Origin of the sequence: Lentimonas sp. CC4, assembly GCF_902728235.1 — a bacterium.
Classification (GTDB): Bacteria; Verrucomicrobiota; Verrucomicrobiia; order Opitutales; family Coraliomargaritaceae; genus Lentimonas.
Genome location: NZ_CACVBO010000001.1, coordinates 3,847,311 through 3,872,176, shown reverse-complemented (window position 1 = coordinate 3,872,176; position 24,866 = coordinate 3,847,311). Strand labels below are relative to the sequence as shown.

At 53.0% G+C, this 24,866-nt stretch carries 26 protein-coding genes; 11 read left to right on the top strand and 15 right to left on the bottom strand.

The window, feature by feature from the left end; all coding sequences use genetic code 11:
• Positions 1 to 2 precede the first annotated feature (2 nt).
• Complete coding sequence (locus GZZ87_RS16530; protein ID WP_162025455.1) at positions 3 to 1,112, bottom strand: carbohydrate kinase family protein; 1,110 nt, start codon at positions 1,110 to 1,112, stop codon at positions 3 to 5.
• Between the two features lie 186 nt (positions 1,113 to 1,298).
• Here GZZ87_RS16530 and GZZ87_RS16525 point away from each other — a divergent pair, with 186 nt between their 5' ends.
• From GZZ87_RS16525 to GZZ87_RS16510, 4 genes are all read left to right on the top strand, one after another.
• Positions 1,299 to 2,033: a MotA/TolQ/ExbB proton channel family protein gene (locus tag GZZ87_RS16525; protein WP_162025456.1), complete on the top strand. Its 735-nt coding sequence runs from the start codon at positions 1,299 to 1,301 to the stop codon at positions 2,031 to 2,033.
• A gap of 57 nt (positions 2,034 to 2,090) precedes the next feature.
• Entirely contained in the window at positions 2,091 to 2,504 is a 414-nt protein-coding gene (locus GZZ87_RS16520; RefSeq protein ID WP_162025457.1) for a biopolymer transporter ExbD, read from the top strand.
• Between the two features lie 6 nt (positions 2,505 to 2,510).
• Positions 2,511 to 3,302 carry a TonB family protein gene (locus tag GZZ87_RS16515; RefSeq protein ID WP_162025458.1) on the top strand — a complete coding sequence of 264 codons (792 nt, stop codon included), beginning with the start codon at positions 2,511 to 2,513 and terminating at the stop codon, positions 3,300 to 3,302.
• Between the two features lie 83 nt (positions 3,303 to 3,385).
• Entirely contained in the window at positions 3,386 to 3,829 is a 444-nt protein-coding gene (locus tag GZZ87_RS16510) for a MarR family transcriptional regulator (protein WP_162025459.1), read from the top strand.
• A 67-nt stretch (positions 3,830 to 3,896) separates the two neighbouring features.
• Here GZZ87_RS16510 and GZZ87_RS16505 read toward each other — a convergent pair whose 3' ends face one another.
• Positions 3,897 to 4,283, bottom strand: coding sequence for a hypothetical protein (locus GZZ87_RS16505; RefSeq protein ID WP_162025460.1), 387 nt, complete (start codon positions 4,281 to 4,283; stop codon positions 3,897 to 3,899).
• Between the two features lie 269 nt (positions 4,284 to 4,552).
• Between GZZ87_RS16505 and GZZ87_RS16500 the strand changes: the two genes are divergently transcribed.
• Entirely contained in the window at positions 4,553 to 5,350 is a 798-nt protein-coding gene (locus GZZ87_RS16500) for a DUF4197 domain-containing protein (RefSeq protein ID WP_162025461.1), read from the top strand.
• 237 nt (positions 5,351 to 5,587) lie between these two features.
• Positions 5,588 to 7,159, top strand: a complete 1,572-nt coding sequence (locus GZZ87_RS16495; RefSeq protein WP_162025462.1) for a choice-of-anchor I family protein — start codon at positions 5,588 to 5,590, stop codon at positions 7,157 to 7,159.
• A gap of 355 nt (positions 7,160 to 7,514) precedes the next feature.
• Here GZZ87_RS16495 and GZZ87_RS16490 read toward each other — a convergent pair whose 3' ends face one another.
• The 4 genes from GZZ87_RS16490 to purD form a co-directional block, all read right to left on the bottom strand.
• Positions 7,515 to 7,877 (bottom strand): nucleotide pyrophosphohydrolase, encoded by a 363-nt coding sequence (locus GZZ87_RS16490; RefSeq protein WP_162025463.1) that lies wholly within the window; start codon positions 7,875 to 7,877, stop codon positions 7,515 to 7,517.
• 14 nt (positions 7,878 to 7,891) lie between these two features.
• Entirely contained in the window at positions 7,892 to 8,374 is a 483-nt protein-coding gene (locus GZZ87_RS16485; protein ID WP_162025464.1) for a low molecular weight protein arginine phosphatase, read from the bottom strand.
• Between the two features lie 61 nt (positions 8,375 to 8,435).
• Positions 8,436 to 9,341 carry a S41 family peptidase gene (locus GZZ87_RS16480; RefSeq protein ID WP_162025465.1) on the bottom strand — a complete coding sequence of 302 codons (906 nt, stop codon included), beginning with the start codon at positions 9,339 to 9,341 and terminating at the stop codon, positions 8,436 to 8,438.
• Between the two features lie 13 nt (positions 9,342 to 9,354).
• The gene (gene purD / locus GZZ87_RS16475) at positions 9,355 to 10,641 is read right to left on the bottom strand and encodes a phosphoribosylamine--glycine ligase (protein WP_162025466.1); all 1,287 of its coding nucleotides are present in this window, start codon (positions 10,639 to 10,641) and stop codon (positions 9,355 to 9,357) included.
• A gap of 196 nt (positions 10,642 to 10,837) precedes the next feature.
• Between purD and GZZ87_RS16470 the strand changes: the two genes are divergently transcribed.
• Positions 10,838 to 12,232, top strand: a complete 1,395-nt coding sequence (locus tag GZZ87_RS16470; protein WP_244648146.1) for a Mur ligase family protein — start codon at positions 10,838 to 10,840, stop codon at positions 12,230 to 12,232.
• Positions 12,233 to 12,636: 404 nt separating this feature from the next.
• On the opposite strand, the gene trxA is transcribed toward GZZ87_RS16470, so the two are convergent.
• Entirely contained in the window at positions 12,637 to 12,951 is a 315-nt protein-coding gene (gene trxA / locus GZZ87_RS16465) for a thioredoxin (protein WP_162025468.1), read from the bottom strand.
• Between the two features lie 35 nt (positions 12,952 to 12,986).
• On the opposite strand from trxA, the gene GZZ87_RS16460 reads away from it, so the two are divergent.
• Positions 12,987 to 13,532 carry a hypothetical protein gene (locus tag GZZ87_RS16460; RefSeq protein ID WP_162025469.1) on the top strand — a complete coding sequence of 182 codons (546 nt, stop codon included), beginning with the start codon at positions 12,987 to 12,989 and terminating at the stop codon, positions 13,530 to 13,532.
• Between the two features lie 41 nt (positions 13,533 to 13,573).
• Here the strand turns inward: GZZ87_RS16460 and GZZ87_RS16455 are convergent, their stop codons facing one another.
• From GZZ87_RS16455 to GZZ87_RS16445, 3 genes are read right to left on the bottom strand one after another with little or no spacing between them, the layout of a single operon-like run.
• Complete coding sequence (locus GZZ87_RS16455; protein ID WP_162025470.1) at positions 13,574 to 13,819, bottom strand: hypothetical protein; 246 nt, start codon at positions 13,817 to 13,819, stop codon at positions 13,574 to 13,576.
• 8 nt (positions 13,820 to 13,827) lie between these two features.
• Complete coding sequence (locus GZZ87_RS16450) at positions 13,828 to 14,607, bottom strand: segregation/condensation protein A (protein ID WP_162025471.1); 780 nt, start codon at positions 14,605 to 14,607, stop codon at positions 13,828 to 13,830.
• A 15-nt stretch (positions 14,608 to 14,622) separates the two neighbouring features.
• Complete coding sequence (locus GZZ87_RS16445; RefSeq protein ID WP_162025472.1) at positions 14,623 to 16,794, bottom strand: LPS-assembly protein LptD; 2,172 nt, start codon at positions 16,792 to 16,794, stop codon at positions 14,623 to 14,625.
• Positions 16,795 to 17,021: 227 nt separating this feature from the next.
• Between GZZ87_RS16445 and glgB the strand changes: the two genes are divergently transcribed.
• The 3 genes from glgB (at position 17,022) to GZZ87_RS16430 (ending at position 20,227) form a co-directional block, all read left to right on the top strand.
• Positions 17,022 to 19,166, top strand: coding sequence for a 1,4-alpha-glucan branching protein GlgB (glgB, locus tag GZZ87_RS16440; RefSeq protein WP_162025473.1), 2,145 nt, complete (start codon positions 17,022 to 17,024; stop codon positions 19,164 to 19,166).
• Positions 19,167 to 19,204: 38 nt separating this feature from the next.
• Entirely contained in the window at positions 19,205 to 19,900 is a 696-nt protein-coding gene (locus GZZ87_RS16435) for an ATP-dependent Clp protease proteolytic subunit (protein ID WP_162025474.1), read from the top strand.
• A 108-nt stretch (positions 19,901 to 20,008) separates the two neighbouring features.
• Positions 20,009 to 20,227, top strand: coding sequence for a SlyX family protein (locus GZZ87_RS16430; RefSeq protein WP_162025475.1), 219 nt, complete (start codon positions 20,009 to 20,011; stop codon positions 20,225 to 20,227).
• 97 nt (positions 20,228 to 20,324) lie between these two features.
• Here the strand turns inward: GZZ87_RS16430 and proC are convergent, their stop codons facing one another.
• From proC to GZZ87_RS16405, 5 genes are all read right to left on the bottom strand, one after another.
• Positions 20,325 to 21,131 (bottom strand): pyrroline-5-carboxylate reductase, encoded by an 807-nt coding sequence (proC, locus tag GZZ87_RS16425; RefSeq protein ID WP_162025476.1) that lies wholly within the window; start codon positions 21,129 to 21,131, stop codon positions 20,325 to 20,327.
• A 7-nt stretch (positions 21,132 to 21,138) separates the two neighbouring features.
• Positions 21,139 to 22,251: a hybrid sensor histidine kinase/response regulator gene (locus GZZ87_RS16420; protein ID WP_162025477.1), complete on the bottom strand. Its 1,113-nt coding sequence runs from the start codon at positions 22,249 to 22,251 to the stop codon at positions 21,139 to 21,141.
• A 119-nt stretch (positions 22,252 to 22,370) separates the two neighbouring features.
• The gene (locus tag GZZ87_RS16415; RefSeq protein ID WP_162025478.1) at positions 22,371 to 22,997 is read right to left on the bottom strand and encodes an RDD family protein; all 627 of its coding nucleotides are present in this window, start codon (positions 22,995 to 22,997) and stop codon (positions 22,371 to 22,373) included.
• Complete coding sequence (gene folD, locus GZZ87_RS16410; RefSeq protein WP_162025479.1) at positions 22,994 to 23,872, bottom strand: bifunctional methylenetetrahydrofolate dehydrogenase/methenyltetrahydrofolate cyclohydrolase FolD; 879 nt, start codon at positions 23,870 to 23,872, stop codon at positions 22,994 to 22,996. Before folD ends, GZZ87_RS16415 begins: the two co-directional genes overlap by 4 nt.
• 44 nt (positions 23,873 to 23,916) lie before the next feature.
• The gene (locus GZZ87_RS16405; RefSeq protein ID WP_162025480.1) at positions 23,917 to 24,855 is read right to left on the bottom strand and encodes a hypothetical protein; all 939 of its coding nucleotides are present in this window, start codon (positions 24,853 to 24,855) and stop codon (positions 23,917 to 23,919) included.
• Between the last annotated feature and the right edge of the window lie 11 nt (positions 24,856 to 24,866).

The window sequence follows — 24,866 nt, the reverse complement described above, 5'->3', positions numbered from 1 at the left end:
GTTTACCAAGTGCCGATGAACTCGGTGAGTTCATCGAGTGTCGGGCTGGCCGCGGTGCGGACGTAGAAACCGGAGGTCGCGACTGCGACAGTGAGTGCTGCCTCGGGCGAGAGTCCAATCAGGCGTGCAGTGACAAACCCAGAGTTAAAGTGGTCGCCAGCGCCAGTAGTGATTTTTGGCTTTTCACAGTAGGGACCTTTTACGTAGGCAGTGCCTTCTGGAGTGGCGCACGCGGCATCGTGTGTCGGGTGAATGACTAAGGTGTCGAGCTTGAGTGCTTCGCGGATACGCGCTGCCATGACTTGAAGATTTTCTGGCGTGTTCTCAATGGCGTCGAATCCTAGAAGCTCATCGACTTGCTCCGCTTCGCGGAGATTGAGCCCTAGGATGACTTTACCGTAGGCTTCGAATTTGCCGAAAATGTCCAAAACTTCGAGGAGGTCTTCTTTGGAGCGTTTTTCAGGGTCGGCGAGATCGAAGAAGAAGATGCGCTCTGGATTCTCTGGCAAATTGGGGAGCAGTTTCTCTAAGAAGTCACTAAAGACTTCGGAGAGGTAGGGGATCATCGTCCAGTTTACCATGGCGATGAGGTCAGCCTCGCCGAAGCTTTGACTCAGATCATCTGCGCCCATTGCGTTGACGATTTGCTCGTAGTTGATCTCGTCGAGACTGGCCATTGAGCCGAGCATAATTTTGCCATCTGAGAATTCAGCTGCGTGAGTGATGCCGGGGTCTGTGATCGATACGGCATTGGTCTTCTCGGCGAATTCAGTAAATACAGGGTGAATGTTCTCTTTGCCTAGCGCACCAAGGTAGCGGACTTGGATGCCATGTGCGCATTGTGCGTTGGCCATGATTGGGCCGTTACCGCCGAGCTTTTCGACGACCGGAGCGAGCTCGATGTTGGCGCTCTTGCCTGCTGCGGAGCTGATACGTGAGCCGAACTCGGCAATGGTCGAAATCGGGGTGAATTGGTCGCCTGGGCCCGTGCGTTTGTCGACGGGGTGCACGATCTTATCGACGAAGCCGTCGATGCCTACGATCGCTTTTTTAGAGATAGCGGTGTGGGCATTTGCTTTGAGTTCTTGAAGCGTTTGTGATTTGTATTCCATGTATCTTATAGGGAGTTGAATGGTTTGTGTTGAATGTGTAGGTAGCTCTTTGGCTGCGGGCAAACCAAATTCGAGATGAATTGATGAAAGGTTTTTATCGCGAATTTGGTTTTATGCTGGCGAGGATTTGAACGCCTGTTGTTAATAAGAGTCTATCCATGATATCCCTTTTTGCACTTCTAGAAAATGAGCTTAACCACCGTATTTGATTCACTTCTCTTTCAGGCCTCCGGCGGGCCTAATGTTTTCACCTATTTCGGGCAGTCGAATTTTGCCGGTAAGATCGTGGTGATGGTGCTGATCGTTTGTAGCGTGCTCGCATGGTCGGTGCTGTTTGGTAAGTATATGGATCTCTCTCGCTTGCGTTCTCAAAATAAGCGCTACGAGCGTCTCTTAGGTAAAGAAGAGCACCTTTTGGATTTGCCGCCAGAACGTCCCGGCAAGGGCACTGGGCCATATTACGATATCGTGCGCGATGCCTTGGCGGCGTTCTTCCGCTATGGTGGCAATCTCGTTGATGCGGATACACACCGTGCCACGCTTCGTATGGGGCATGTGGAGAATGCCATTCAACGTGCGCTTGCTCAGCAAATTATTCGTTACGAAACAAAGATGGTGTTACTCGGCTCCATCGTGACGGGGGCGCCGTTTCTCGGATTGCTCGGCACCGTCTGGGGGGTGATGGATGCTTTTGGTGGTATGGCAGGTGCGGGTTCCGCGAGCTTGCAGAGTCTTGCGCCTGGTGTCTCGGGTGCGTTGCTGACCACGGTGGCTGGTCTGCTCGTTGCGATTCCTTCCGTGTTTGGTTACAACTATTTGCTCCAAAATACCAAGATCTCGGTCGTTGAGCTCGAGAATTTTGCCAGCACCGTGGCTGACCGAATTGAACTCGAAGCGCAAGCCGCTGCGACGAACGCGTAGCCACTGCGCTCATCCTAATTCCTAATTCGTAATTTTTAATTCCTAATTGATTCAATAGTGGCTCGTAACTTCCATCGCAAAGATCGCATGTCTGCCCTGACGGAGATCAACGTAACACCGTTGATCGACCTCGCGTTCGCATTGCTCATTATTTTCATGGTCACGACTCCGCTGCTGGAGCAGACCATCGATGTGAATCTTCCCGTCGAGGCTTCGAAATCGCAACCCGACGATCGTGAGGAGTTTCAGGCGGTTTCGGTCGATAAAGCCGGCGACTATTATTGGGGCGAAGATAAAGTGTCGTTGCAGGAACTAGGCGACTTACTTGATACCATGGCAATGGATCCCGCGCCGCCTGTCTTGAGTATTCGTGCCGATGCGAACCTGCCGTATCAAAAGGTCATTACCGTGATTGATATGATCAAGCAGCGGAAGCTCTCAAAGATTAGTCTAGATACGAAGGTTAAATAGCGCGACATGAAGATAAGTAAAAATCAGTCACTGTGGGCATCGGGCATTTTACATGTCGCCCTGCTGGTCTGCTTGTTTTTGACCACCATCGTCGAAGCCTTTTTGCCTAAGGATAAGCCGCATGTCTTCGAGATGATCAGCGAGCCGAGCCCGCAATCGCCTTCAACGCCGCCGAATGATACTGTGCCGATGGAAACGCCGCTGGATTTGGAGATCCCTGATCTGGAACCGCTGGACATTCCGGAACCGGTGATGCCTGAGCCTGCTCCAGTGCAGCCACGTCCTGCGCCGACGCCGGTGAAACCGAAGCCGCCGAAGCCTGAGCTGGCAAAGGCAGAGCCATTGATGTCGCTGGATGAATTTAGGAACAAGAATCCGCTGAAAACGCCGAAGCCGCGTCAGCCTACGCCGCCTAAGCCGACGTATAAAGCGCCTACCATTAATACTAGGGATATTGCGAAGCAATTGGAGAACAATTTGCCGACCCAGGTGCACAATTCCGGAAGTGTGACTGCAGCTGAGCGCACTGCTTGGCAACGCTACGGCGATCAATTAAATCGTCGCCTTAATGCCGCATGGATAAAGCCCGCGAATCTTGCGGGCGTCGGACTGACGGTCACGGTGGAGTTTGATGTAATCAGTTCCGGTCGTATTACAAATATCCGCTTACGTCCAGCATCGGGCAATGTGTCTTTCGACGCGTCCGTGAAGGCGGCATTTAGTCGCGTGGGTTCTGGTGGCGTGACGCCAACAGGGAAGGGCAATAGTTTTACGATGACCTTCAGAATGGTGGATTAAGTTCTGAGGTCGTGGCGAGTGAGGTAGCTTCAGGCGAAGTGAAGTGTTCTTGACGTCAAGTGATGTCGGAGGTTGTCTCTCGCATGGCCAAGATCTACCAGAATTCCGGACCCCACCTGTTTCTCTTGCTTTGGAAGGCATCGCACGCGGTGAACGCGTATAGCCAGAAAAGTATTAATGCGGCTGGTTTGAGTTCGTTGAGTGATTTCGCCGTGTTGGAACTGCTGCTCCATTTAGGTGCTCAACCAGTCAATGTCATCGGGGAGAAGATCTTATTGACCAGTGGGTCGATTACCACCGCGGTGCAGCGCTTGGAGAAGCGCGGTCTGGTGCGAAGGGAGCGCAGTATCGAAGATGCGCGTGTGGTGCTGGTGCATTTGACCGACTTAGGCCTTGAATTGATCGAGCCCAGTTTTGAGGCCCACGCGAAAGACCTTAATGTGTTGTTCGATGTGCTGAACGAAGATGAGCGCACGCAGTTTGCTAACCTAATTCGTAAGGTTGGGCAACGTGCCGAGGAGTTGTAGGCTGACGCTCGCTAGGATCCTTGCTATCAAGGCTTCTGTTCCGCGGTCGTCAACCGTGCCGCTTCCGTTACTTGTGTGAGTCTGCGCGCAGATTGATTAAGTGACCATTGCTTAGCTCGATCTGAGTTTTTGTGGTGGATTTACCGAGGCGTGATTTGAAGAATTTAAAGGGATTCCAGAGCTTTTGCGTTGCATTGAGGTCGTATTGCAGTGGGAGTTCAGGCTCGATCTGCAAGGGACGCAGCTGCTTACGTCGTCGGTAGTTGTTGAAGCTGTTTTTCAGAATATCGAGTGAGATGCCAATTAAGAGCAGGGCGCCAGCTGCGAAGACTTTGTAATAGATGGAGGCAGTCTGTTCATATAGACATATTGAGGCGGTGAGCGCGGTGCTAGAAGTGAGTAGTAAAATAAGTCCAATTTGTCCACTGATGGAGCGGTAGTCGTGTGTATTCATGCGACTATTATAGCATCTTTGGCAATACGCTTCGGAGCTGAGACGTCTAATAGCCGATACTCCTTAGTTCGACAATTTTAACCGCTCAGTTCAGAATCGGTCTTGATTCATCGCGCATCGGTAGAAAGGGCGCAGAAAGTGTAGTGTAGCGGTGCGGATCGTGTGTGATCAGTGCTTTTCGACGTCGTAGACTGTTCACTCGCGACGAATGCAGAGATTCGATGGTCGTTTGGTTCGCTATTTTACTGAAAGTCGAGATGCTACGATCTATGAACTTCGAGTCCCGAACCACTGTTATTTTGTCGCTGCTCATCACTTCGATGCTGTCTCCATTTTCGTTGCTGCATGCCGAAGGTGGTTGGGGGAGTCGGGCGTTGTCCTTGTTTAAGAGCGCATCAAGTTCGGATGCCGCGACCGAGGCATTTGGCAGTGCCGACGAATTGGCCATTGCGCTACGCGAGGCGCTGGCAGTTTCGGCAGAGCGCGCGTTAACGGAGCTGAGTCAAAAGGGCGGGTTCTCGGATTCGGATTTATTTCGTGTGCCGCTGCCGAAGTCTGTAGAGAGCTTTCGCAAGCCACTGGCATTGGTCGGGCAGGATTATCGGCTCGATGAATTTCAGGCGACCATGAATCGTGCCGCAGAAGAGGGCGTGGCAGCTTCGCCGGCAATTGTTAAAAAGGCGATTCAAGGCCTGACCATGGACGATTTGAATAAATTGTGGAAGGGGAAGGATGATGCGATCACTCGCTTTTTAGAGAAGAACTCGCGTGAGGAGCTGTCTGAGAAGATGCTGCCCTTAATTGCTGCTGCGACAGATTCGACGGGTGCGACACGTAGCTATAAGAAAATGGAAGACGCGTTGCCAGAGGTTGGCGGCGGGCTGTTCTCGAAGTTTCAATCGTTGGTCGGTAAGGGCGACAAAGACTCGTTTGACCTCGATCAGTATGTCAATGAGCAGGCGCTCGATAGTTTGTTTGATGCCATGGCTCTGGAAGAGCAAGCGATTCGTGAAGATCCACTCGCACGTTCGACTGATTTATTAAAGAAGCTCTTCGGTAGCGAGTAGGCTGTGGTTCGGTTCGATGGTGGCGCTATACTTGCCCACTGAGACTGTTTTTAGTCCTTATGATTCTAGTTGTCGCAAGTTCATTCACCATACACAGAATTTGAGAGTAAGGTTATGCGCGTTCACAGAGTTGTTACGTGTTCTGAGCCGGAACTTCACACGGGGCAGTTATTTTGAATATACCTGAGAATTATTCAGGTAAGGCAATGGCCTTTCAAAATTCTAATAACTGCAAAGATGAATACTACCTGGAAAACAACTCTACTCGGACTCTCGCTCGGCATTGCTGCAAACGCGGCATTTGCTCAATTAACGCTCAAGCCTATCAGCTCGATTCGTAATGGTGCGGCTGAGGATGTCTTTGATGAATCGGCCGCAGAGATCGTGAAATACGACGCTCGCACGCAGCAGATGTATGTCGTGAATGGCTATGCCAACAGTATCGATATTTTCGATATCAGTTCGCCAGAATCACCTGAGCTAGTGCGTTCAGTCGATTTGAGTGCCTTTGGAAACCCTAACAGTGTCGCGATCAATCCGCGGTGGTGGATGAATGAAGTGGCCATCGCCGTTGGTGCCGATTCTGCGGAAGAACGTGGCTCGGTTGTATTTATGAATAAAAAGGGTGATATCAAAGAGGTCGTTTCGGCAGGCTATTTGCCGGACATGCTGACGTATGATGCCAGTGGGCAGTATCTGGTGGTGGCCAATGAAGGTGAGCCGAATTCGGATTATTCATTTGACCCTGAAGGCTCTGTTACGGTGATTGAGCAACATGGTTGGAGCCGTCGCCGTCATGTCACTCAGGTGCCTTTGACGAACTTCACTGAGGCTGATGTTGTTGGCGTGCGTATCAGTGGCCCTGAGGGCACTGCGATTGCACAAGACTTGGAGCCTGAGTTTGTTGCAATTGATTCGGCTGGGCGCAACGCGTATGTTGCCTGCCAAGAGAACAATGCGATGGTAAAAATCGATCTGCGCCGTAAGCGTGCGGTGGATATCTTTGGGCTGGGTAGTAAGAGCCACGCGGCCTTGGGCAATACGCTCGATGTGTCGGATAAGGATGACATGATCCGTGTCGCGAATTGGCCAGTGCATGGTCTGTATATGCCAGACTCGATTCAGTCTTATTCAGTTGGCAATCAGGACTACATCGTCACTGCGAATGAAGGCGATGGGCGTGAGTATGGGGACTATGAAGATGAAAAGCGTGTTTCGAAATTAGATTTAGATCCGAGTGCTTTTCCTTTGGCGGCGGAGCTTCAAAAGGATGAAAACTTAGGCCGACTGAAAATCTTAGTGACTGAGGGCGATGTGGATGGTGATGGCTTCCACGACGAACTGTATAGTATGGGCGCTCGCTCGTTTTCGATCTTCAGCACCGAGGGGGAGTTGGTTTACGACAGTGGCGATTTTATCGAGTCCTACCTCGCAGAGTTTTATCCTGAGCATTTCAATTCTGAGAATGATGAGAACGACAGTGTTGACGGACGCTCTGATGCAAAGGGACCTGAGCCTGAAGCACTCGCTTTGGGCGAAATTAACGGGCGCACTTATGCCTTCGTCGGGCTTGAGCGTTCGGGTGGAATCATGGTGTTCGACATTACCGATCCACGTGATGTGAGTTTTGTGGATTACGTCAATAATCGCGATTTCGCTGGTAATGCCGAAGATGGCACTGCGGGTGATCTCGGGCCTGAGGGGATTGACTTTATCCCTGCTTCGAAGAGCCCGACGCATCAGCCTATGATTGCCGTCGCGAATGAAGTGAGTGGCACGACGACACTCTATACGATCGATCTCGATTAATTGTAGCTAAATTCTGAATACAGAAGCCGAGTCGCAATTGTGTGGCTCGGCTTTTCTGTGTTTCGAATGGTGGTTTAATTCGTAGTCTAGAAACTCTGTTTTGAGGTTTGCATGTTAGGTCCTGAGAGGAAGCTCGGTGCGGATTAAATTTGTTGGGGAGCAATACGGCCTAAGCTAAGTTTGGTATACTCACGCGCATCATAATTTGTGAAAAGTGTATTCGAGCTGTTTCGCTATCCTGTGGTAGGGGCTTTGCTTGCGAAGACCGCGCAAAGGCCTTAAGCTTGCGGAGTTTTACAACGTCTCTTGCCTTCGCGGTCTTCGCAAGCAAAGCCCCTACCTGAATACGAAGGGCTCAGCCCTGCTCGTGATACTCGTTGTATTTCTTGGAGTTGCCGCGGACTTGGTCGGCGGGGTATTTCGCTTTGTTGTGCTCTATTTTGTTGAGCACGGCTGACTCTAAATCGACGTCAAGCTCGTTGCAGAGTAGCAGCAGATAAGCGGCAATGTCGGCGACTTCGTGCTCAAGGTGTTGGCGCTTGGCCTGAATCGTTTCGTCGATTTCTGTGCCGTTTTTCCAAAGGAAAATTTCTTGTAGCTCCGAGGCTTCGATCGAAAGTGCGGTGGCTAGATCTTTGGGGTTGTGGAATTGCTTCCAGTCGCGCTCATCGCGGAACGCTAGAAGTGCCTGTGTCAGTTTAGCTATGTCAGAAGGCATCGTCGTGCGTGTGGCTATTTGTATTCCTTACGTAGATAGGCGACGATGGAAGGGATGGCTTCAACCATCGAATCGAGGCATTCTTGATAGGCATCAAAATTTTGACCGTAAGGGTCGGGGATTTGCTCATCTGCGTCTGGTCCCATGAATTCGCGGAAGAGGTGCATACGCTCGGGCAGCTCGGTGTGGTAGTGCTCGATGATGTCGAGGTGCGAGTCGGTCATGCCTAGGACCAGGAAGGCGCGGTCGAGGAGCTCTTGTGTGACTGGCTGACTCTTATGCTGGGAGAGGTCGATTTTTACCTTTTTGAGCGCTGCAACTGAATTGCTCGATGCGGGCTCTCCGTATCCCGCGGCGACGCCTGCGGATTCCACGATCAGCTCCTTTAAGGGCGAGTCTTCTGCTGCGAGTGCGTGTTGCAGGAGTTTTTCTGCCATCGGGCTGCGGCAGACATTGCCTGTGCAGATTGTGAGGATGAGGTTGCGATCTTGAGCCATTGAGTCGTGATACTAGGCAAGTTTGGTTGGAGGGGACAACACTTTTGCCTGTGTTATGTGGTTAGAGTTCGGGTTGGTGCTGAAGTGTTTGCAGGGCGGCGATGATATCAACTCCGCGTTGCAGTATCTGATCGGTCTCGATGGGGATGTCATGATCGTTGAGTGTGTCGTCACTCTGGGCTGTTGTCTGATTTGCTTTCCTTAGGAGTTGAGTGATGTCGGTGCCTGCCTCGTAGAGATGATAAGTGAGGTAGTTTGCCTCGGCGTTGAGAGCGATCTGTATGCGTGGCAGAAATCCACTGCCAACGAGTGAGGTGTCGTGGTCGGGGCGAATTTCTCCGTTGAGAATCCATGCATTGGGCACTGTTGGTTCGTAAAATCCGGTGTGTCCTGCGGTGGGTTCGCCTACAGCGATGATGGATCCGTTTTCTTGGAGCGTGTGTAAGATTGCTTCGAAGGGGCCTGCGGTTTCGCGGTTGCATAGCACGATGACGGGTGTGTCGCGCAGTGTGTATGAGTCGTTGAGATCAGTTTCGATCAGACCTGCGGGCACTGTGCCGATGGTGGTTAACTCCTGAGTCCAGCCAGTGGTGGCAAAGTGATCGAATAGATCGATTGCGGTATCTTCGGATTTTAAAAACCGAAAATCCAGGATCAGTGCCTGGTGTGATTGGAATGCTTCGAGCACCGCCTGTGCCTCGTCGAGTCGGTAGAGACGAACGTATTTAATCTCACGCGGCAAATCTTCGACGCGGGTGGCGACACGGCTTTCGGTGACGGTCGTCAGTTGCGGTGCTTCAAATAGAACGCGCCCCGGATACAGTTGTGCGAGGCCATGCAGACGAATGCTTTCGTCGCTGTGTCTATCCAAGCCTGGGAACAAGGCCTCGTCGAGGCCCTGTGCTTGAGAGCTTGCTGCCGCCACACAGATGACCGCTGTGCGTAGAAGTTGTCGAACGGTCATCATGTTCGGCAAAGGCTTAGCGGTTGAGTTCCTTATGGCCGATGTCGCGGCGTAGATATTTGCCTTCGAAGTTGACCTGATCGCATACGCTGTAGGCGAGGTTGGCTGCTTCTTGTAGGCTCGGAGCTTGTCCGCTGACGCCGAGGACGCGTCCACCGTTGGTGGTGATGGTGCCGTCGTCTGCGCGGTTGGTGCCTGCGTGGACGATCGCTGAGCGCTCTGGTGTGGCTTCAGGGAAAGTGATGGTGTCGCCCTTCGGGTAGCTGCCGGGGTAGCCGCCTGCTGCCAATACAATCACGATGGCCGCGCCTGGGTGGAAGTTGAGCTTCTCAGGAAGTGGCTCGCCCTTTGCGGAGGCAAGGAGCACTGGCACGAGGTCATCTGCGACCATTGGCAGGAGGACTTGTGTTTCTGGATCACCGAAGCGGACGTTGTATTCGAGCACGCGCACACCCTTTGGCGTGAGCATCAGACCAGCGTAGAGTGTGCCGCAGAAGTTAATACCGTCTGCCTTAAACCCGTCGAGGGTCGGGCGGATGACTTGGGCTTCGATCTCGGCCTGCATCTCTGGTGTGACGCGGCTGGTTGGTGTGTAGGCGCCCATGCCGCCGGTGTTGAGGCCGGTGTCGCCTTCGCCGGCGCGCTTGTGGTCTTGGCTTGGTGGCAGGCAGACAAAGTCGTCGCCCGATACGATGGCGTGGATGGAGGCTTCTTCGCCGTAAAGTGTTTCTTCGATGACGATCTCGTGGCCGCTTTCTCCGAAGGCATTGCCTTCGAGCATGTCTTTCACCGCGGCGATGGCTTCGTCTTGCGTCTCGGCCATGATCACGCCTTTACCAGCTGCGAGGCCGCTAGCTTTGATGACGATCGGTGCAGGGTGCGTCTCTAAATATTCAAGTGCAGGGCCAACTTCGGTGAAGCTACCGTATTCTGCGGTCGGGATGTTGTGGCGAGCGAAGAAGTCCTTGCAAAAGACTTTACTCGATTCGAGCTGTGCGCCTTGTGCGTTCGGGCCGTAGGCAGGAATGCCGACTGCTTGGAGCGCATCCACGAGACCGAGGCTGAGGGGCACTTCTGGGCCGACGACGACGAGGCCGATGTTGTTGTCCTGTGCGAGTTTGACGATGCCGTCGATGTCTTCGACACCTACGTTGTAGCAATCCACTTCGGATGCCATGCCACCGTTACCTGGTGTAGCAATGACGCGCTCGGCGAGCGGGCTTTTTAGGCACATTTGAACGAGGGCGTGTTCACGTCCTCCAGAACCTACGACAAGAATAGAAAGCTTAGATGTATCGGCCATAATTGAGAGCACGTTTCCAGAATCTTCATACGAGGTAAAGGAAAAGAAGGAGGGAGAATTGGGAATTAGGAATTAGGAGTTAAGAAAACGGAATGGCTATTTCGCTGTGACAGACAGGAATGTCTGTTTCACTTCGGAGATTGTCGCTTGAGTTTTTGGTGGTGATCCTAAGAACTGTGTGATGCGGATTTATTTTATGGGTATTTGCGGAACGGCAATGGGAAATGCGGCATTGTTGGTGCGCGAGCAGGGGCATGAGGTCTGTGGCGCAGACACAGGCATTTATCCACCCATGTCGGATGTGTTGGCTGATGCAGGCATCGAAGTCTTTGACGGTTACGATGCGGGGCGTCTTGCCGAGCTGAAGCCTGACCGTGTGGTCGTGGGCAATGCGATGAGCCGTGGTAATGTTGAGGTGGAGTGGCTATTGAATCAGTCGGAAGTCGCGTTTATTTCTTTGCCGCAATTGTTTCACGATACAGTGCTGCTGGGGCGTCGGCCAGTGGTGATTACTGGCACGCATGGTAAGACGACGACTTCGACGATCACTGCCTTTTTACTCGAAGAGTCAGGTGCTGAGCCAGGCTGGTTGATTGGTGGCGTGCCGAATGATTTGCCGGGTGGCGCACGTTTAGGGCAGGGCGAGGCCTTTGTGATTGAGGGGGATGAGTATGATACCGCATTTTTTGATAAGCGTAGTAAATTCATCCACTACCGTCCGCAGATTGCAGTGCTGAATAATTTGGAATTTGATCACGCGGATATTTTTCGAGATTTGGAAGATGTGCAGCGCACTTTTCGCCACTTTTTACGGATCATCCCGAGCGCAGGCTGCGCCATTGTGAATGGGGATGATGCGAATATTACGGCACTCTTGCCTGCACCTTGGACGCGAGTCGTGCGAGTTGGCACTGAGGCGGGCAATGATTTGGAGATCGCGAATTTTGAAGACGGGCCACAGGGCGCGGCGTTTGATCTGATCTGGAAGGGCACGTTGTGGACGCGAGTCAGTTGGTCGATGCACGGCTTGTTCAACGCGCGCAATGCAGCGATGGCTGCGCTCGCTTCGGCATTTTCTTGTGGGCATGCCTCGCCGCTGGACTTTGATCTCAGTGCGTTGTCACGCTTTGGTGGAGTGCGTCGTCGACAGGATGTGCTGCACAGTGGTGAGCGTTGGACGGTGCTGGAGGATTTTGCGCACCATCCGACTGCGATTGCTGGCGCGTTGGAGGGACTGCGGGCTGCGTATCCCGGGCGTGAGCTGATCGTGAGTTTTGAGCCGCGTAGTAATACGGCGCGCACGTCAATTTTTCAGGATGCGTTTACGAAGGCGCTGTCTGGAGCGGATCGAGTCTATCTCGGCGCGGTGCATCGAGCTGGTTCAATGGCGGCCGATGAGCGCTTAGATACTGCGACTATGGTCGCTGAATTGTCTCAGGGGGGCTGCGCTGCGCAGGCATTCGAGTCGAATGAGGCACTGTTTGATCAAGTTCAGCAGGACTGCTCGGCGACTGAGGGGGGTGTTTTCATCTTTTTCACTAACGGTGCCTTTGATGCGATTCCACAGCGCACGGCAGCGTTGCTTGGTTAGGGCGGGAAGTTGACCTGTATGTGGTAGCGCGTGTCTTTAGACCGCGTTGTTGAAGCATCTGGCGTAGGGGTGCTGCTTGCCGTTTCGACAGGCTCAAGGCCCAGAGCTTGTCGAAGGGCGGCACCCGCGAAGGCAGCTAAAGTTTTACCACTTCCTATGCGTGTGGCCTTTGCGCGGTCTTCGCCTATTCGACAGAGCTCATGGTCTGGGACAAGCAAAGCCCCTACAGCACTATAGCGAAATAGCATGAACGCACTTTTCACAAACCATGATGCGCGTGAGTATATAAAGAGCGCAGCTACAGTGACTCGCGCTACTTGAATCAATGCATTCGACACCAAGCAAAAAAAAAGCACCCGACTTTTCAGTCGGGTGCTTGGGTAAAAGAGAGGCGTTCGGATCCTTTAAGAGATCTTCGCTTTCAAGTCGTCCTTGGACGTGAGGCCTACGATGGTATCGGAGACTGCGCCGTTCTTGAATACCAAGATCGTTGGGATCGCACGGATTTCGAACTTACCAGCGATCTCGCTGTTGTTGTCGACGTTGACTTTGCAGATTTTGACTGCGTCGCCAAGTTCTGCAGCGAGCTCTTCGAGGATTGGAGCAATTGCTTTGCAAGGGCCGCACCATGGTGCCCAGAAGTCGACGACGACTGGGACGGATGCACTTATTGCAGCTTCGAAGTTGCTGCTATCGAGTTCTGTGATGTTTTCAGACATAAGATTTTGAATTTAGTAATTAGTTTAAGAAAGGCATGACGTCCTTTAACAGGAGCGCGGTAAATGCGATTGCGACGGCGGCGGCGACGGCATCGATAATGAGCGAAGGGACGCTGATCGAGGATTCTTCAACGGCAACTGGTGGCGTCTTGACTGCTGCTGCTCGCGGTGCCGCGGCAGCCGGTGCGCTTGGGCGAGCTGCTGCGGGTGCAGGAGTTGGTGCCGCAGGTCGAGCTGCGGCTGGGGTAGGAGTGGGTGTCGCTGGGCGCGGCGCTGCAGGAGTTGGTGTTGCTGTGCCTGTGGGAGGAGCTGGTCGGAGTGCAGGCTTTGTCGGTGCGGCTATTGGTGTGCGGGGCGCAGGTTTTGCTGGCGCGGCAGGTCTAGCTGCGGTGGGTGCTGGCTTTGCGGGTGCTGGCTTTGCCGGTGCGCGGGGCATCGGTGCTCTGGGCATTTCTGCCTTCAGTTTCTCGCGTGCGGCTCTCGCTTCTTCTGCGAGTGCTTTTGCTGCGGCTGCGGCTTCGTCGGAAGGGACTTCGTCGCCTTCTAGAAAGGGGTTTTTCGGTTCTTCGCTCATAAAGTAGTTCGTGAAATTAGGTGTGTTCGGGGCGAGCTGTCAAGCGGCTCATTGATCTGGGGTGTTTTTGTGGATGATTTCGGCGAGTTCTTGCTTTTCGACGTTGTCGAGTGTTTTGCCGCAGCGATCGAGTGTTTCAAAGGTTTTGATGACAGTTTCGGTCATGCGCTCGTGTGTCTCGTTGGAGCCGCCAACGATGGCAAAGCGCTCTGCTTGAGTGATTCGTTTATGTCCGTCTTTGTTGTCTAAGCCGACTCCGATCAGGTGGCTGGAGTTGTTTGTCTTTCGCAGCATACTGAATTTTAGGTGAAGGTGCTATTAAAGGTAAAGCCTGTATTAGTGCCACGCTGGCAGCGAATGTCGGAAAAGGCGCGATCTTGCTGAATGAGTATCTCGCCGAGGCGTGTGAGTTCCAGCACGGCGAGAAATGTGGCGACAATCGTGGTAATGGTCGTCGTGGACTCGAAGAGCTCAGAGAACAGGAAGTTGGGCTTGGCCTTGAAGCGCAGTAGGATGAACTCCATGCGGTCTGCGACGGTGACTTGCTCTGCGTTGATCTCGCCTGTTGTGATACGTTCGGCGAGTCGGCGCAGCACTTGATTGAAGGTGTTCCAAAGGTCAACGCGCTCGACAGGCTTTAGTGGTCGCTCGACGGCTTCTAGTGCTTCTTTTGGGCCGATTCGAGCGATGAGATCGTTGCTGTTGAGGATGAGTTCTTCGATCTCGGAGGATGCTTCTTTAAACTTTTTGTATTCGAGGAGTTGCTGCACCAGCTCCCAGCGGGGGTCGATGTCGTCTTCCTCTACATCTAGATTGGAGCCTTGGTCTTTTTGCGGCAGCAGCATGCGACTTTTAATATACATGAGTGTCGCTGCCATGACGAAGAATTCACCTGCGACTTCGAGGTCGAGGTTTTCCATCGAGTCGAGCACTTCGATGTATTGCGTGGTGACGTGCTCGATCGGGATGTCGTAGATGTCTACTTCATTGCGGCGAATCAGGTAGAGCAATAAGTCCAAGGGGCCTTCAAACGCCGGTAGCCGTATGGCGAAGTCATTTGAAGGGAGGAGGGCTTCTTCCATCGCTATTTTTCAGTGCTACTGACCAGCTAACTGTAAGCGGATAGTGAATTCGACGTCACTCTCACGGCTTGCGTCTTGGCGGAAGGTGACGGCGTAAATGAGTTCCCAAGCGCTGCTAAGTCGGGTGTTGACGCCGATTTCTGTCTTGGTGAATTGGCCGGTCTCTGAGTCGTAGCGGGTGTCTAGTAGGAATGAGTGGCGCTCGTTGACACGATAGATGAAGTCGATGCGATATTGATTGATGTTATTATTTAGGAAGTCGGTGGAGAGTCCGATTTCCCAGATCTCACCGCTTCGGATCGAGGTGCGGCTGCGCAGTTCTTCGAGGGTTAGGTCCTCGGTTTTAAAGCGACTGGCGAGTTCGAACCTGAGCCATGGTGCTGGGGTTAACATTAGCTCGACCCATGTGGCGTTGAAGGTGTCTTGCTTGTCGCCGTCGTAGCTCTGTTGCTTCTCGAAGAGTATGTCTTGGTAGAAATTTAATGCGGCTAAGGTGCGTGAGCCGTAGCCTTCTGAGCGAGTTTGGAAGAGGTTTTCTACTCCCAGACGTGTGAGGTGCATTTCGTCAATAGAGTCAACATTGCGCAAATCGCTGAGGTCGAGCAGTGGACGGTTTAAGTCGAATGCTTCGCGGTCAATCGCGGCGATTTCATTGTTGGAGTCAGGGTCAGAGAAGTAGCGGTAACGCATGACTGGGCGAACCTGGTGGCGTAGGCCGTCGATTCCCCATGTTTTATTCTGAGTCGCGTAGGTCGCGTAGGCGCGTGCTTCGAGATCGAAACCGACTTCGTAAATGCTACGGGTATATTGATCGTCTTCGAGGTAGACCGCCGTTGAGTTGCCGCTGTAGGGATCATTGTATCTGCCCAATGCCTCCGGATCCATTTGTTGATTCTCGTAGTGTGTGATGCGTGCACCTGCGAGTGGTGTCAGGGTCAGCCAGTCGGTTAGCAGCACGGGGCGTTCAATGCGGTAGGTGAAGTCAAAGCGATCTGATTCGCTGGTTTCATCGAAGTCATCCGTCACATATCCAAAGTCTTCTTCGAGATGCACGTAGCTGGCGGAGAAGCGTTGGTAGGCGCCAGTATTAAAGACTGGGACTGGGAGTAAATCAAAGCGCACTTCTGGGAGTCGCTCTTGAACGAGTTGGAAGTCGTTCGGGCGGAAGCGACCGAAGGTGGAGAGGAAGTAGTTGTCTCCTGCGTAGACCGCTTCAGCAAAGGTGTCCGGTTGTTGGTTGTCGTTGTAATACTTATCGCGGAAATCGCGAGTCACTTCGGAGTCTGACCAATAGCTGGCGGATGCGATTAGGCTGATGCGCTCGCCGATGTGTTGTTGGTGGCGCCATTCGACAAATCCGCGATCCGAGTCAATCGGTTGGTTGTAAAGACCTGGGTCCGGGTCGCCTTGGTCGTTGATGTAGCCGGTGCTGAGCGCGCCATTGATCGTTTGAGTCTCGGTGTTGTAGGAATACTGAGCTGTGGGGCCCGCGAGCACGCCACGCTTCGTGTATAGGTCTAAGTTGGCTCCTGCGCGAAGCCATGAGTTGACGGGAAATAGCGTAGTCGTCTGTATATATGTGCCGAGGTCGCTGTCGGAGCCCACGTCGACTTCGAGCAGGTAGGGCATTTGATCGGTATAGTAAGTGTAACTCGGTAATTTTATGATCGGAACGCTGCCGATTCTAAAGGTTGGCGACGCCATGGCTAATGCGCCATCTTCGCTGGTGTAGTCGACTTGATTCGAGCTGACGTTTGGCGTAAATGTGCCCGGGTTGCCGTAGTAAAAGGTGGCTCCTTGGAAAGTTGTTTTCTCTGCGGTGCCACCGGCGTTGACGCTCGAGATATAGAATGGCCATTGCCCCGTGCGCAGGATGTCGACCGCAAATACACTGTCTTGAGTGTCGTAGCTCAGGCGGTCTGCGATAAGGCGATAACCGTCTCTAGAGATCGAGACATTGCCGAGCGCATCGGCGAGTCCGTATTCTTGATAGTAAGTGATGCGATCCGCATTCAGGCGAGTATCCTGAAAATCTAGACGGGCGTCGCCACGAGCAACTAAGCGTTGCGCAGCTTCATCGAACTCTAAGGGCTCAATCGAACTGAGCTCTGGCAATGCCGCAGTTAGCGGAAGCGAGAACTTCGTAATGAGTAAAAGGAGAGGAAATAACCGGGCGATTCGTGGCACGGGGCGGGACTATGAGCGGGGTATTTTAGGTGGACAAGTCTTTTATCGCATGAGTGGCAATCAAGTGGAACTTCTACAGTGTTTTTTCGCTGAAATCGTTTCGGAACTGCTAAGATTCTTGCCAATGATAATATAACTAGTCTTTTCTTTTCTCTGTGATTGTTTCTAAAACCCTTCTCGACTCGATTACTCAGGTGGCATCGAGTCAGCCGCACTCAGTATTAGGGATGCATCCCTATAAAGCAGGATCAAAGTCGGGCATCGTTGTCCGAGCTTTTTTGGACGACGCCGTAACTTGCGAGGTCGTGGATGTGTCAAAGCCCGATGGGCCGCGCTACCCGTTGAAGCGTTTAACGGACGACGGTTTCTTTGAGGGCATCCTGCCTAAGCGCAAGAATGTCTTTAAATATCGTCTGCGAATTGAGCGCTATAATGGCGAGATACGTCAATTCTATGATCCGTATAGCTTTCTACCGAGCTTGTCCGATAATGATGTGTATCTTTTTAATGAAGGGAATGAGCATCAGGCGCATAATAAAATGGGTGCGCAACTACGTGAACTCGATGGTGTCGCAGGAGTGTCGTTTGCAGTCTGGGCTCCGAGTGCAAAGCGTGTTTCACTCGTTGGTGATTTTAATCATTGGGACGGTCGCTACCATCCGATGCGTAGTCTCGGTGCTTCTGGTATCTGGGAGGTTTTTGTCCCTGGGCTTGCGGCCGGCGCGAAATACAAGTTTGAGATCGGCACGCAGCATGAATATCCATTGTTGAAGACCGACCCTTACGGCACGCGCTTTGAATCGCCTCCGGGCAACGCCTCGATCGTCTGTAAAGTGGACGGTTATGAGTGGAACGATGCTGAGTGGATCAAAACACGTGAGTCGACGGATTGGGCGAATGCACCGATCTCCATCTATGAGATGCATGTCGGTTCCTGGAAACGAGTGATTGAAGATGCGAGTCGTCCGTTGTCTTACCGCGAGTTAGCTGGCGAGTTGGTCGACTATTTGAAGGACATGCAGTATACGCACGTCGAGTTCATGCCGCTTTCCGAGCACCCCTTTGATGGTTCTTGGGGCTATCAGGTGACTGGGTTCTTTGCGCCGACGTATCGTTTCGGTTCGCCAGAAGACTTTATGTATCTAGTCGATACACTGCACCAAAATGGAATTGGTGTGATTATGGACTGGGTGCCTGCGCACTTCCCGACGGATAGTTTCGCGCTCGGTGAATTCGATGGCACCGCACTTTATGAGCATGCGGATCCACGCCAGGGCTTTCACCAAGACTGGGGCACCTATATCTTCAACTATGGTCGCAACGAGGTCTGCACATTCCTGATTGCGAGCGCACTGGCATGGTGCGAGCGTTATCATATTGACGGATTGCGCGTCGATGCAGTGGCATCGATGCTGTATCTCGATTATTCCCGTGAGGAAGGGCAGTGGATACCAAACCAATATGGTGGTCGTGAGAATCTCGAAGCGATTAATTTCCTCCGTCGCACGAACGATCTCGTGCACAAATATTACCCTGGCACTCTGATGATTGCCGAGGAGTCCACCGCATTTCCAGGTGTGACGAAGCCGACTTCTGAAGGTGGCCTCGGGTTTGATATGAAGTGGAATATGGGTTGGATGCATGACACTCTGGAGTATTTCCAGAAGGATCCGATCTATCGTAAATACGAGCATCATCAGCTTTCGTTCGGTATGCTGTATCAGTATTCCGAAAACTTCACTCAAGTGTTCTCGCATGATGAGATCGTGCACGGAAAGAACTCGATGATGATGAAGATGCCGGGCGAGCCGATGTCGAATAAAGCGCGTCAGCTTCGCTTGCTCTATGCATTCATGTGGATGTGGCCGGGCAAGAAGACGCTCTTTATGGGCTGTGACTTTGGTCAATCCGCTGAGTGGGCGCATGCCGGTAGCTTAGACTGGCACTTACTTCAGTATATGGATCATGAAGGCGTGCAAAAAGTCGTGCGTGACCTAAATCGTATTTACCGTGAGATTCCTGGCCTCGCTGCTGGTGATAATCGCCCAGATGGCTTCGAGTGGATCAATGCCTCTGATGCGGATAACAGTGTGCTCACCTTTTTGCGTAATGGCAGTGAGAAGACTGATACCTTGGCTGTGGTTGGTAATTATACGCCAGTGCAACGCGAAGGTTTTCGTGTGGGCGTGCCGTATCCAGGATACTGGAAGGAAATTCTCAATACAGATGCGAAGGATTACGGCGGCCTAGGCTTTGGTAATGACGGAGGTGTCGTTGCCGATGAGGTTGAGTGGGACGGACGTCCGTATTCGATCAAGCTGGAGTTGCCTCCCGTCTCGATGAGTGTCTTCCGCTTCCAAGGCGAAGCGTAGTCGCTACTTGAGTGATGTGATTTGTTGAAGAAGTCGTTATGGCCGAGAGTAATGGGCTTAAAGTATTTAGGACTCTGCTGATTTTTGGAGTGTTGATCGTATTGTTGTGGCGCGTGACAAGTGCTCCCTCTGTGGGGGGCTTGGCTGCGCTCAACGACGATGAGATTGCTTCTGACCTCAGTTATCTATTCGATCTATTGGCAGAGTCCGGGAATCTGAATGTTCGCCCTGAATTGGATGAAGCGCTTTTCGCTTCACGTAAGATTCTATTGACGGCTGATATTAATGTGAACAGCACAAAGCTAGTGATTGCTAGCTTGTTGCTTTTGAACGAGCAGGATCCTTCCGCGCCAATTGACCTGTATGTTCACACCAATGGTGGTTATTACGACGATGCCTTTGCGGTGGTGGATGCGATACGTATGAGTGCTGCCCCGGTGAATACTTACGCGATTGGTGGATGTCACTCTTCAGGAGCGCTGATTGTTGCAAGTGGCACTGGTGTGCGGACGGCTTATCCGAATACGATCTTAATGGTGCACGATAATCTGAGTGAGGACGGAGGCGTGTATGATGTCGATACACAAGAGAATGCCCGACTGCGGGCATATTGGAGTGAATTCGAGCAATTGCCTTCGAGTTGGTTTTCTGCTGCTGGCGATGAAATGTATTATACGAATGCAGAGCAGGCGCTTGAGTATGGTTTAGTGGATCGAGTCTTATCTCGCGAATAAGCCAATGTCTCGATCTGCAATGTGCTTCGGTTGGGAAATACGAAGTTTGCTCATTTTGTGTTTCCCGTGTTGCGCCTATCTTGGGTGCGTAGTATCGCTTAATTTAACATGTCTGAAATCGAACCTATTACCGAGCTGCAGAGTCAATTAGCGCATTTGGAGCGCCACGTTACTGAGCAAGATGCCGAATTCTATGAATTAGCGAAGCGGCTCGATGCGCTGACTAAGTTAGTGCAGCGTCAGAAGGTTCAAATGGATGCGCTATCATCAGGTGGTGTGGCTGGGGCAGGCGATATGCCTGCCAACGAAAAACCGCCGCATTATTAGTGCGACGGTTTAAAAGGGTGCCTTTGCGTAGGTGCTCTTCGCTGGCTCTGACGATCAGTTGTCTCTGGTTGCGAGAGTCCTATCAGCTTAGGTGATCTTATTCATTTGCGAGTTCGAGGGAGCGCGCTTTTGCGGACTCGAGTGCTTTGGCGACTAGGCCACGGAAATCGTTATCGCTAAATGTTTTGAGCGCTGCGGCGGTAGTGCCTCCTGGGGAGGTGACTGCATTGCGCAGGGCTTCGGGGCCCTCTTCGCTGTCGGCTAGGAGCATGGCTGCACCGAGCAGAGTGTCGATTGCGAGTGAGCTAGAGAGTGCTTCGTCGAGTCCGCACTGGATGCCAGCTTCGCGGAGGGCAGCGGCAAATTCGAAGACATAGGCCGGGCCACTGCCGCTAAGGGCAGTCACTGCGTCGAGATCAGCTTCTTCGACTTCGTGGAAGTTGCCCAGCGAGCTGAGTATGTTTTCGACGATGTCTTGATCCTTCGGGCTGAGTGGGCTCAGTGGTGCGAATGCGGTGACGCCTGCGCCGATTTGTCCAGGCGTGTTGGGCATGGTGCGCACGACGTTACGTGCGTTGCAGAACTTAGCGCTGAGGCGTGCGAGTGGTGTGCCTGCTAGGATCGAAAGGATTAATTTCCCGTGCGCTGCTTGGGCGAGCTCATCGTCAATCGCGTTCAGCTGCTGTGGTTTACAGGCGAGCACGATGGTTTCCGTTTTACGGATAACTTTATTGATGTCCTTGGCGAATTGAATGCCAGTTTGCTCGGCAAGTTCAGGACCGCTGGGATCGTCACCGCAGGTGCAGGCAATTTCGTCCGGTGTGTAGTGCTCTTCTTCAAGGAGGCCTCGGACGATGGCGGAGGCCATGCGGCCTGCTCCGATAAATACGATTTTAATGCTCATTATTGAATTATAAAGGGTGGGTCATTGTGGCGGTTACGCCGCCGTCCGCGTTTGGATTGAGGGTGATGTCGCCCTCAAGGTTGCGGATGGTGTGTCGTGAAATCGTGAGCCCCATGCCGCGACCAACTGAGGTTTTGGTGGTGATGAAGGGCTCAAATAGTGTGTCAGCGACTTCGGGGTCAATGCCGGTGCCCTGGTCGATGACTTTCAGTTCCAGCACGGCAGGGCCTTTGTCGCGTGAGACGCGTGCGGTCAGCTGGATCTTTCTGTCGGCATCTGCAGTGTTTTTCGTGTAGCTTTCCCATGCGTTGATGAGGAGCTTGCCGAGGATGATCTCGAATGTTTCAGCGTTGGCAGAAATGGTTGCCCCGTCCTCTAACTGCGAGTGGACTTCAATTCCAGCGTCGATTTCGTGTTCCTTTTTTAGGCGTTCGATGCTGTTACTCAGGAGTGCTTCGATGCGGTGGCTGGAGAGCTCGATGCGCTCGTTGTTGGCGATGGTGCCGAGTTGGCGGATGATACCGACCATGCGGTTGATCGCGTGGTCCATCAGCATGACGCTGCGTTTGACCATGTCGGGGCTATCGTAGCCGTTTTTGATCAAATCGAGGTAGCCGACGACCACGCCAAGCAGGTTGTTTAAGTTATGGGCGATGCCTTGAGTGATGGCTCCGACTGCGGCTGCTTTACGCACGTCGCCGAGGCGCTTTTGCAGCTCGAGGTTCTCATGGAACATCTCCTGGAGGCGTAACTGTGTGCGCACGCGGGCGAGTGTCTCGTCCAGATCGATGGGCTTCGTGATGTAGTCAACCGCGCCTGCGTCGAGGCCTTCGAGTTTTCCTTCTTTGGAGGCCTTAGCGGTGATGAAAATGATGGGGATGGTTTCTGTTGCCGGGTTTGCCTTGAGGTGTTGGCAGGTTTCGATGCCATCCATCTCGGGCATCATAATGTCGAGTAGGATGAGGTCGGGCAGGTCCTTCTCGACGATGTCTAGGCATTCGCGTCCGTTGTAGGCCACGAGGACTTCCATGTCCTGACGCTCAAGTTTGCGTTGCAGCAGCTTGATGTTGATGGGTTGGTCGTCGACGACGAGGATTTTGGGCTTACGTTTGGTGCTCAAAATGGTGCTGGTTTGATGGGGCGAATGTTGGCTGATGCCGTGCTTCAGTGTTTGAGAGCGAGTAGAGATAGACTGATTTTTAAGAAGTTAAAACAGTAAAATGAATTTGAAGGGGCAAACTATGAGGAAGGCTTCGTGGGCATGTTTAAATATTTCTCATCGATCACTGCGGTGCGGCTGAGTAAATCATGCCCCATTTGGCGGCGTTTGTTGAAGAACAGTGCTCCGAGCGTGGCGAGTAGTGCGATGGGGAATGCGAGGAAGAGTGTTAATGTTTTGAGCCCTCCGCGGACAACGCCTGCCATGATGGGCATCGTGCCCATTGTGGCGGTGCTAATGCTGCGCAGTCGGCACGCGCGTTTGCCTAGTGAGCTTCCGGCGAAGAAGGCTTCTCCAATGGCGAAGTAGAGCCAAAATATTAATAGCTGAAGATCGCGGGCGTAAATCAGTGCTTCACTCAGGTCGTCGCTCCATTGGGGTTGCTCCGCGCCTGCTTGCCTGCCGCCTTCACTGAACCAGGCAATAATCTCTTGAGACCATTCATTGAACTCGGCAAAGGCTCCGGGGTGCTCCTGTGGCATGACGATTTTCCAGATGATGAAAGTCGCTAATGCGGTGAGTAGCACGAAGTCCATTAGGAATGCCAATGCGCGTATGCCCAAGCGGGCAGTGGGCATCGGGCCGCTGTCGCTTAGGATGGAGTCGAGCACATTGCTCGGTTTTATGGGCGGTGGTTGGTCGCTCATCCTTCGGCCTGACTGGCTTTGAAGGCGCTCAGTGTATTATACATGAGCATGGCAACTGTCATTGGGCCTACGCCGCCGGGGACGGGCGTGATGTGGGCGCATTTTGGTGCGACGGTGGCGAACTCGACGTCGCCGACGAGGCGGTAGCCGCTCTTCTTGCTGGCGTCTTCGACACGGTTGATGCCGACATCGATGATGTTGACGCCGTCTTTGACCATGTCTTCGGTGACGAAATTGGGACGTCCGATCGCGGCGATGAGCACGTCCGCTTGACGTGTGATGCTCGGCAGATCGGCAGTGCGGGAGTGGCAGACGGTGACGGTGGCGTTGCCCGGGCAGGCCTTCTGCATCATCAGTAGTGCAGCTGGTTTGCCAACGATTTGGCTGCGGCCGAGCACGACGACGTGCTTGCCCTCGGTTTCGATGCCGCTGCGCTTGATGAGCTGCACGATGCCGGCTGGTGTGCAGGCGACGAAGCCGCTGTTGTCTTCTTGGCAAAGCTTGCCGATGTTGACGGTGTTAAAGCCGTCCACGTCTTTGCCGGGCAGGACGCGATTGAACGTTTCAGTCTCGTCGATGTGATTGGGCAGAGGTGCTTGGATTAGGATGCCGCTGACGTCGGGATCTGCGTTCAATGCGTCGATCTGGGCAAAGAGGTCCTCTTTGCTAACATCCTCGGGGAGGATGTGCATGCGGCTGCCGATGCCGATGCGTGCCGCAGTTTTCTCTTTCTTGCGGACGTAGGAGACCGATGCGGGGTCTTCACCGACACGGATGACGGCGATGACAGGTTTCTTGCCTGGAAGGGCGCTGACTTCTTGAGTCAGTTCTTCAATGATGGATTCTGCGATAGCGTTGCCGTCGATGAGTTGCATGATTGGTATGTGTGTCAGAAGGTTGTGTTGAAAGTTGGGTAGAGTTATTCGGCGATGCGGATGGTGCGAGCTTGAATTATAAGATCTTGGCTGCCTGGCACTACGGGTCTCACTTCGCCGATGATTTGGACGTATTTGGAGAGGAATGGTCGCAGGTCACTGATAAAAACATGTGACATATCAACGTAGGCGATACGTTGTCCGTTGCGTGTGATTAGGCGGATCGGGTAGCGTGGGCCGGAGTTGGTGATTTCACGCACGAGGATGCCGTTGACGTTTCGTATCGGCGCATTTGAGGCGACTTGGGGGGCTTGTGGTAGTTCTGATTCTTGGAGATCGGCCGAGCGGGTCATGATGCTGCTTGGTGCTGCGCGTCGTGGAATGAGTTCTTCTCTTTGTGGGGGTGCTGGCTTGGCTGTGCCTGGGGGTGCCGCTCGCCATTTCACATTTTCTGGGGCGAGGGCGCGGGGATCAATGTTTGCGGTTTTGGCATCGGGGTCGATCGTGCGTCGAGCAGGAAGCACGTGTCCTGGGACTTGATCAGCGGTGTGTGCCGGCAGGGTATGTTCCCTGAAGTAAACGGGCACTGCTTTGCGGAAGCGGACGGTTGACCATTGGTCATTACTCGCTGTGATCTGGATGCGGTCCTTGGTCTGAACGCTCGTCAGTATCGGAGCATTTGCCTTTGGAGCGGCACGCACGTGGGTGTTGAGTGCGATCTCGAAGTTTTTGGATAGACTACTGGTTGGAATGTAGCCGTCGAGTGTGGTGGTGTGCTCGATCCATTTCCAGCCGCTGCGGGCTTTGTCGGCTTCGAGCACTGGGCGTGCGGATTGCACTTCCGGTGTGTTCCAGTCAACTCGTGCGATGATTGGCGCTGCTTCGGATGGAGCGAGTCGCAGGATGACATCTTGGGCATGTAGCGCTGCTGTGCTGAGCACCGCTAAGCATGCGAGTTGGAAGCGTTTTCGCCAAAGGTTCATAATGCGGTAGG

Excerpts from the sequence above, each read along its gene's own strand:
- GZZ87_RS16530 (WP_162025455.1), bottom strand. The coding sequence starts at position 1,112 with ATGGAATACAAATCACAAACGCTTCAAGAACTCAAAGCAAATGCCCAC.
- GZZ87_RS16525 (WP_162025456.1), top strand. The coding sequence starts at position 1,299 with ATGAGCTTAACCACCGTATTTGATTCACTTCTCTTTCAGGCCTCCGGC.
- GZZ87_RS16515 (WP_162025458.1), top strand. The coding sequence starts at position 2,511 with ATGAAGATAAGTAAAAATCAGTCACTGTGGGCATCGGGCATTTTACAT.
- GZZ87_RS16510 (WP_162025459.1), top strand. The coding sequence starts at position 3,386 with ATGGCCAAGATCTACCAGAATTCCGGACCCCACCTGTTTCTCTTGCTT.
- GZZ87_RS16505 (WP_162025460.1), bottom strand. The coding sequence starts at position 4,283 with ATGAATACACACGACTACCGCTCCATCAGTGGACAAATTGGACTTATT.
- GZZ87_RS16500 (WP_162025461.1), top strand. The coding sequence starts at position 4,553 with ATGAACTTCGAGTCCCGAACCACTGTTATTTTGTCGCTGCTCATCACT.
- GZZ87_RS16495 (WP_162025462.1), top strand. The coding sequence starts at position 5,588 with ATGAATACTACCTGGAAAACAACTCTACTCGGACTCTCGCTCGGCATT.
- GZZ87_RS16490 (WP_162025463.1), bottom strand. The coding sequence starts at position 7,877 with ATGCCTTCTGACATAGCTAAACTGACACAGGCACTTCTAGCGTTCCGC.
- GZZ87_RS16485 (WP_162025464.1), bottom strand. The coding sequence starts at position 8,374 with ATGGCTCAAGATCGCAACCTCATCCTCACAATCTGCACAGGCAATGTC.
- GZZ87_RS16480 (WP_162025465.1), bottom strand. The coding sequence starts at position 9,341 with ATGATGACCGTTCGACAACTTCTACGCACAGCGGTCATCTGTGTGGCG.
- purD (WP_162025466.1), bottom strand. The coding sequence starts at position 10,641 with ATGGCCGATACATCTAAGCTTTCTATTCTTGTCGTAGGTTCTGGAGGA.
- GZZ87_RS16470 (WP_244648146.1), top strand. The coding sequence starts at position 10,838 with ATGGGTATTTGCGGAACGGCAATGGGAAATGCGGCATTGTTGGTGCGC.
- trxA (WP_162025468.1), bottom strand. The coding sequence starts at position 12,951 with ATGTCTGAAAACATCACAGAACTCGATAGCAGCAACTTCGAAGCTGCA.
- GZZ87_RS16460 (WP_162025469.1), top strand. The coding sequence starts at position 12,987 with ATGACGTCCTTTAACAGGAGCGCGGTAAATGCGATTGCGACGGCGGCG.
- GZZ87_RS16455 (WP_162025470.1), bottom strand. The coding sequence starts at position 13,819 with ATGCTGCGAAAGACAAACAACTCCAGCCACCTGATCGGAGTCGGCTTA.
- GZZ87_RS16450 (WP_162025471.1), bottom strand. The coding sequence starts at position 14,607 with ATGGAAGAAGCCCTCCTCCCTTCAAATGACTTCGCCATACGGCTACCG.
- glgB (WP_162025473.1), top strand. The coding sequence starts at position 17,022 with ATGCATCCCTATAAAGCAGGATCAAAGTCGGGCATCGTTGTCCGAGCT.
- GZZ87_RS16435 (WP_162025474.1), top strand. The coding sequence starts at position 19,205 with ATGGCCGAGAGTAATGGGCTTAAAGTATTTAGGACTCTGCTGATTTTT.
- GZZ87_RS16430 (WP_162025475.1), top strand. The coding sequence starts at position 20,009 with ATGTCTGAAATCGAACCTATTACCGAGCTGCAGAGTCAATTAGCGCAT.
- proC (WP_162025476.1), bottom strand. The coding sequence starts at position 21,131 with ATGAGCATTAAAATCGTATTTATCGGAGCAGGCCGCATGGCCTCCGCC.
- GZZ87_RS16415 (WP_162025478.1), bottom strand. The coding sequence starts at position 22,997 with ATGAGCGACCAACCACCGCCCATAAAACCGAGCAATGTGCTCGACTCC.
- folD (WP_162025479.1), bottom strand. The coding sequence starts at position 23,872 with ATGCAACTCATCGACGGCAACGCTATCGCAGAATCCATCATTGAAGAA.
- GZZ87_RS16405 (WP_162025480.1), bottom strand. The coding sequence starts at position 24,855 with ATGAACCTTTGGCGAAAACGCTTCCAACTCGCATGCTTAGCGGTGCTC.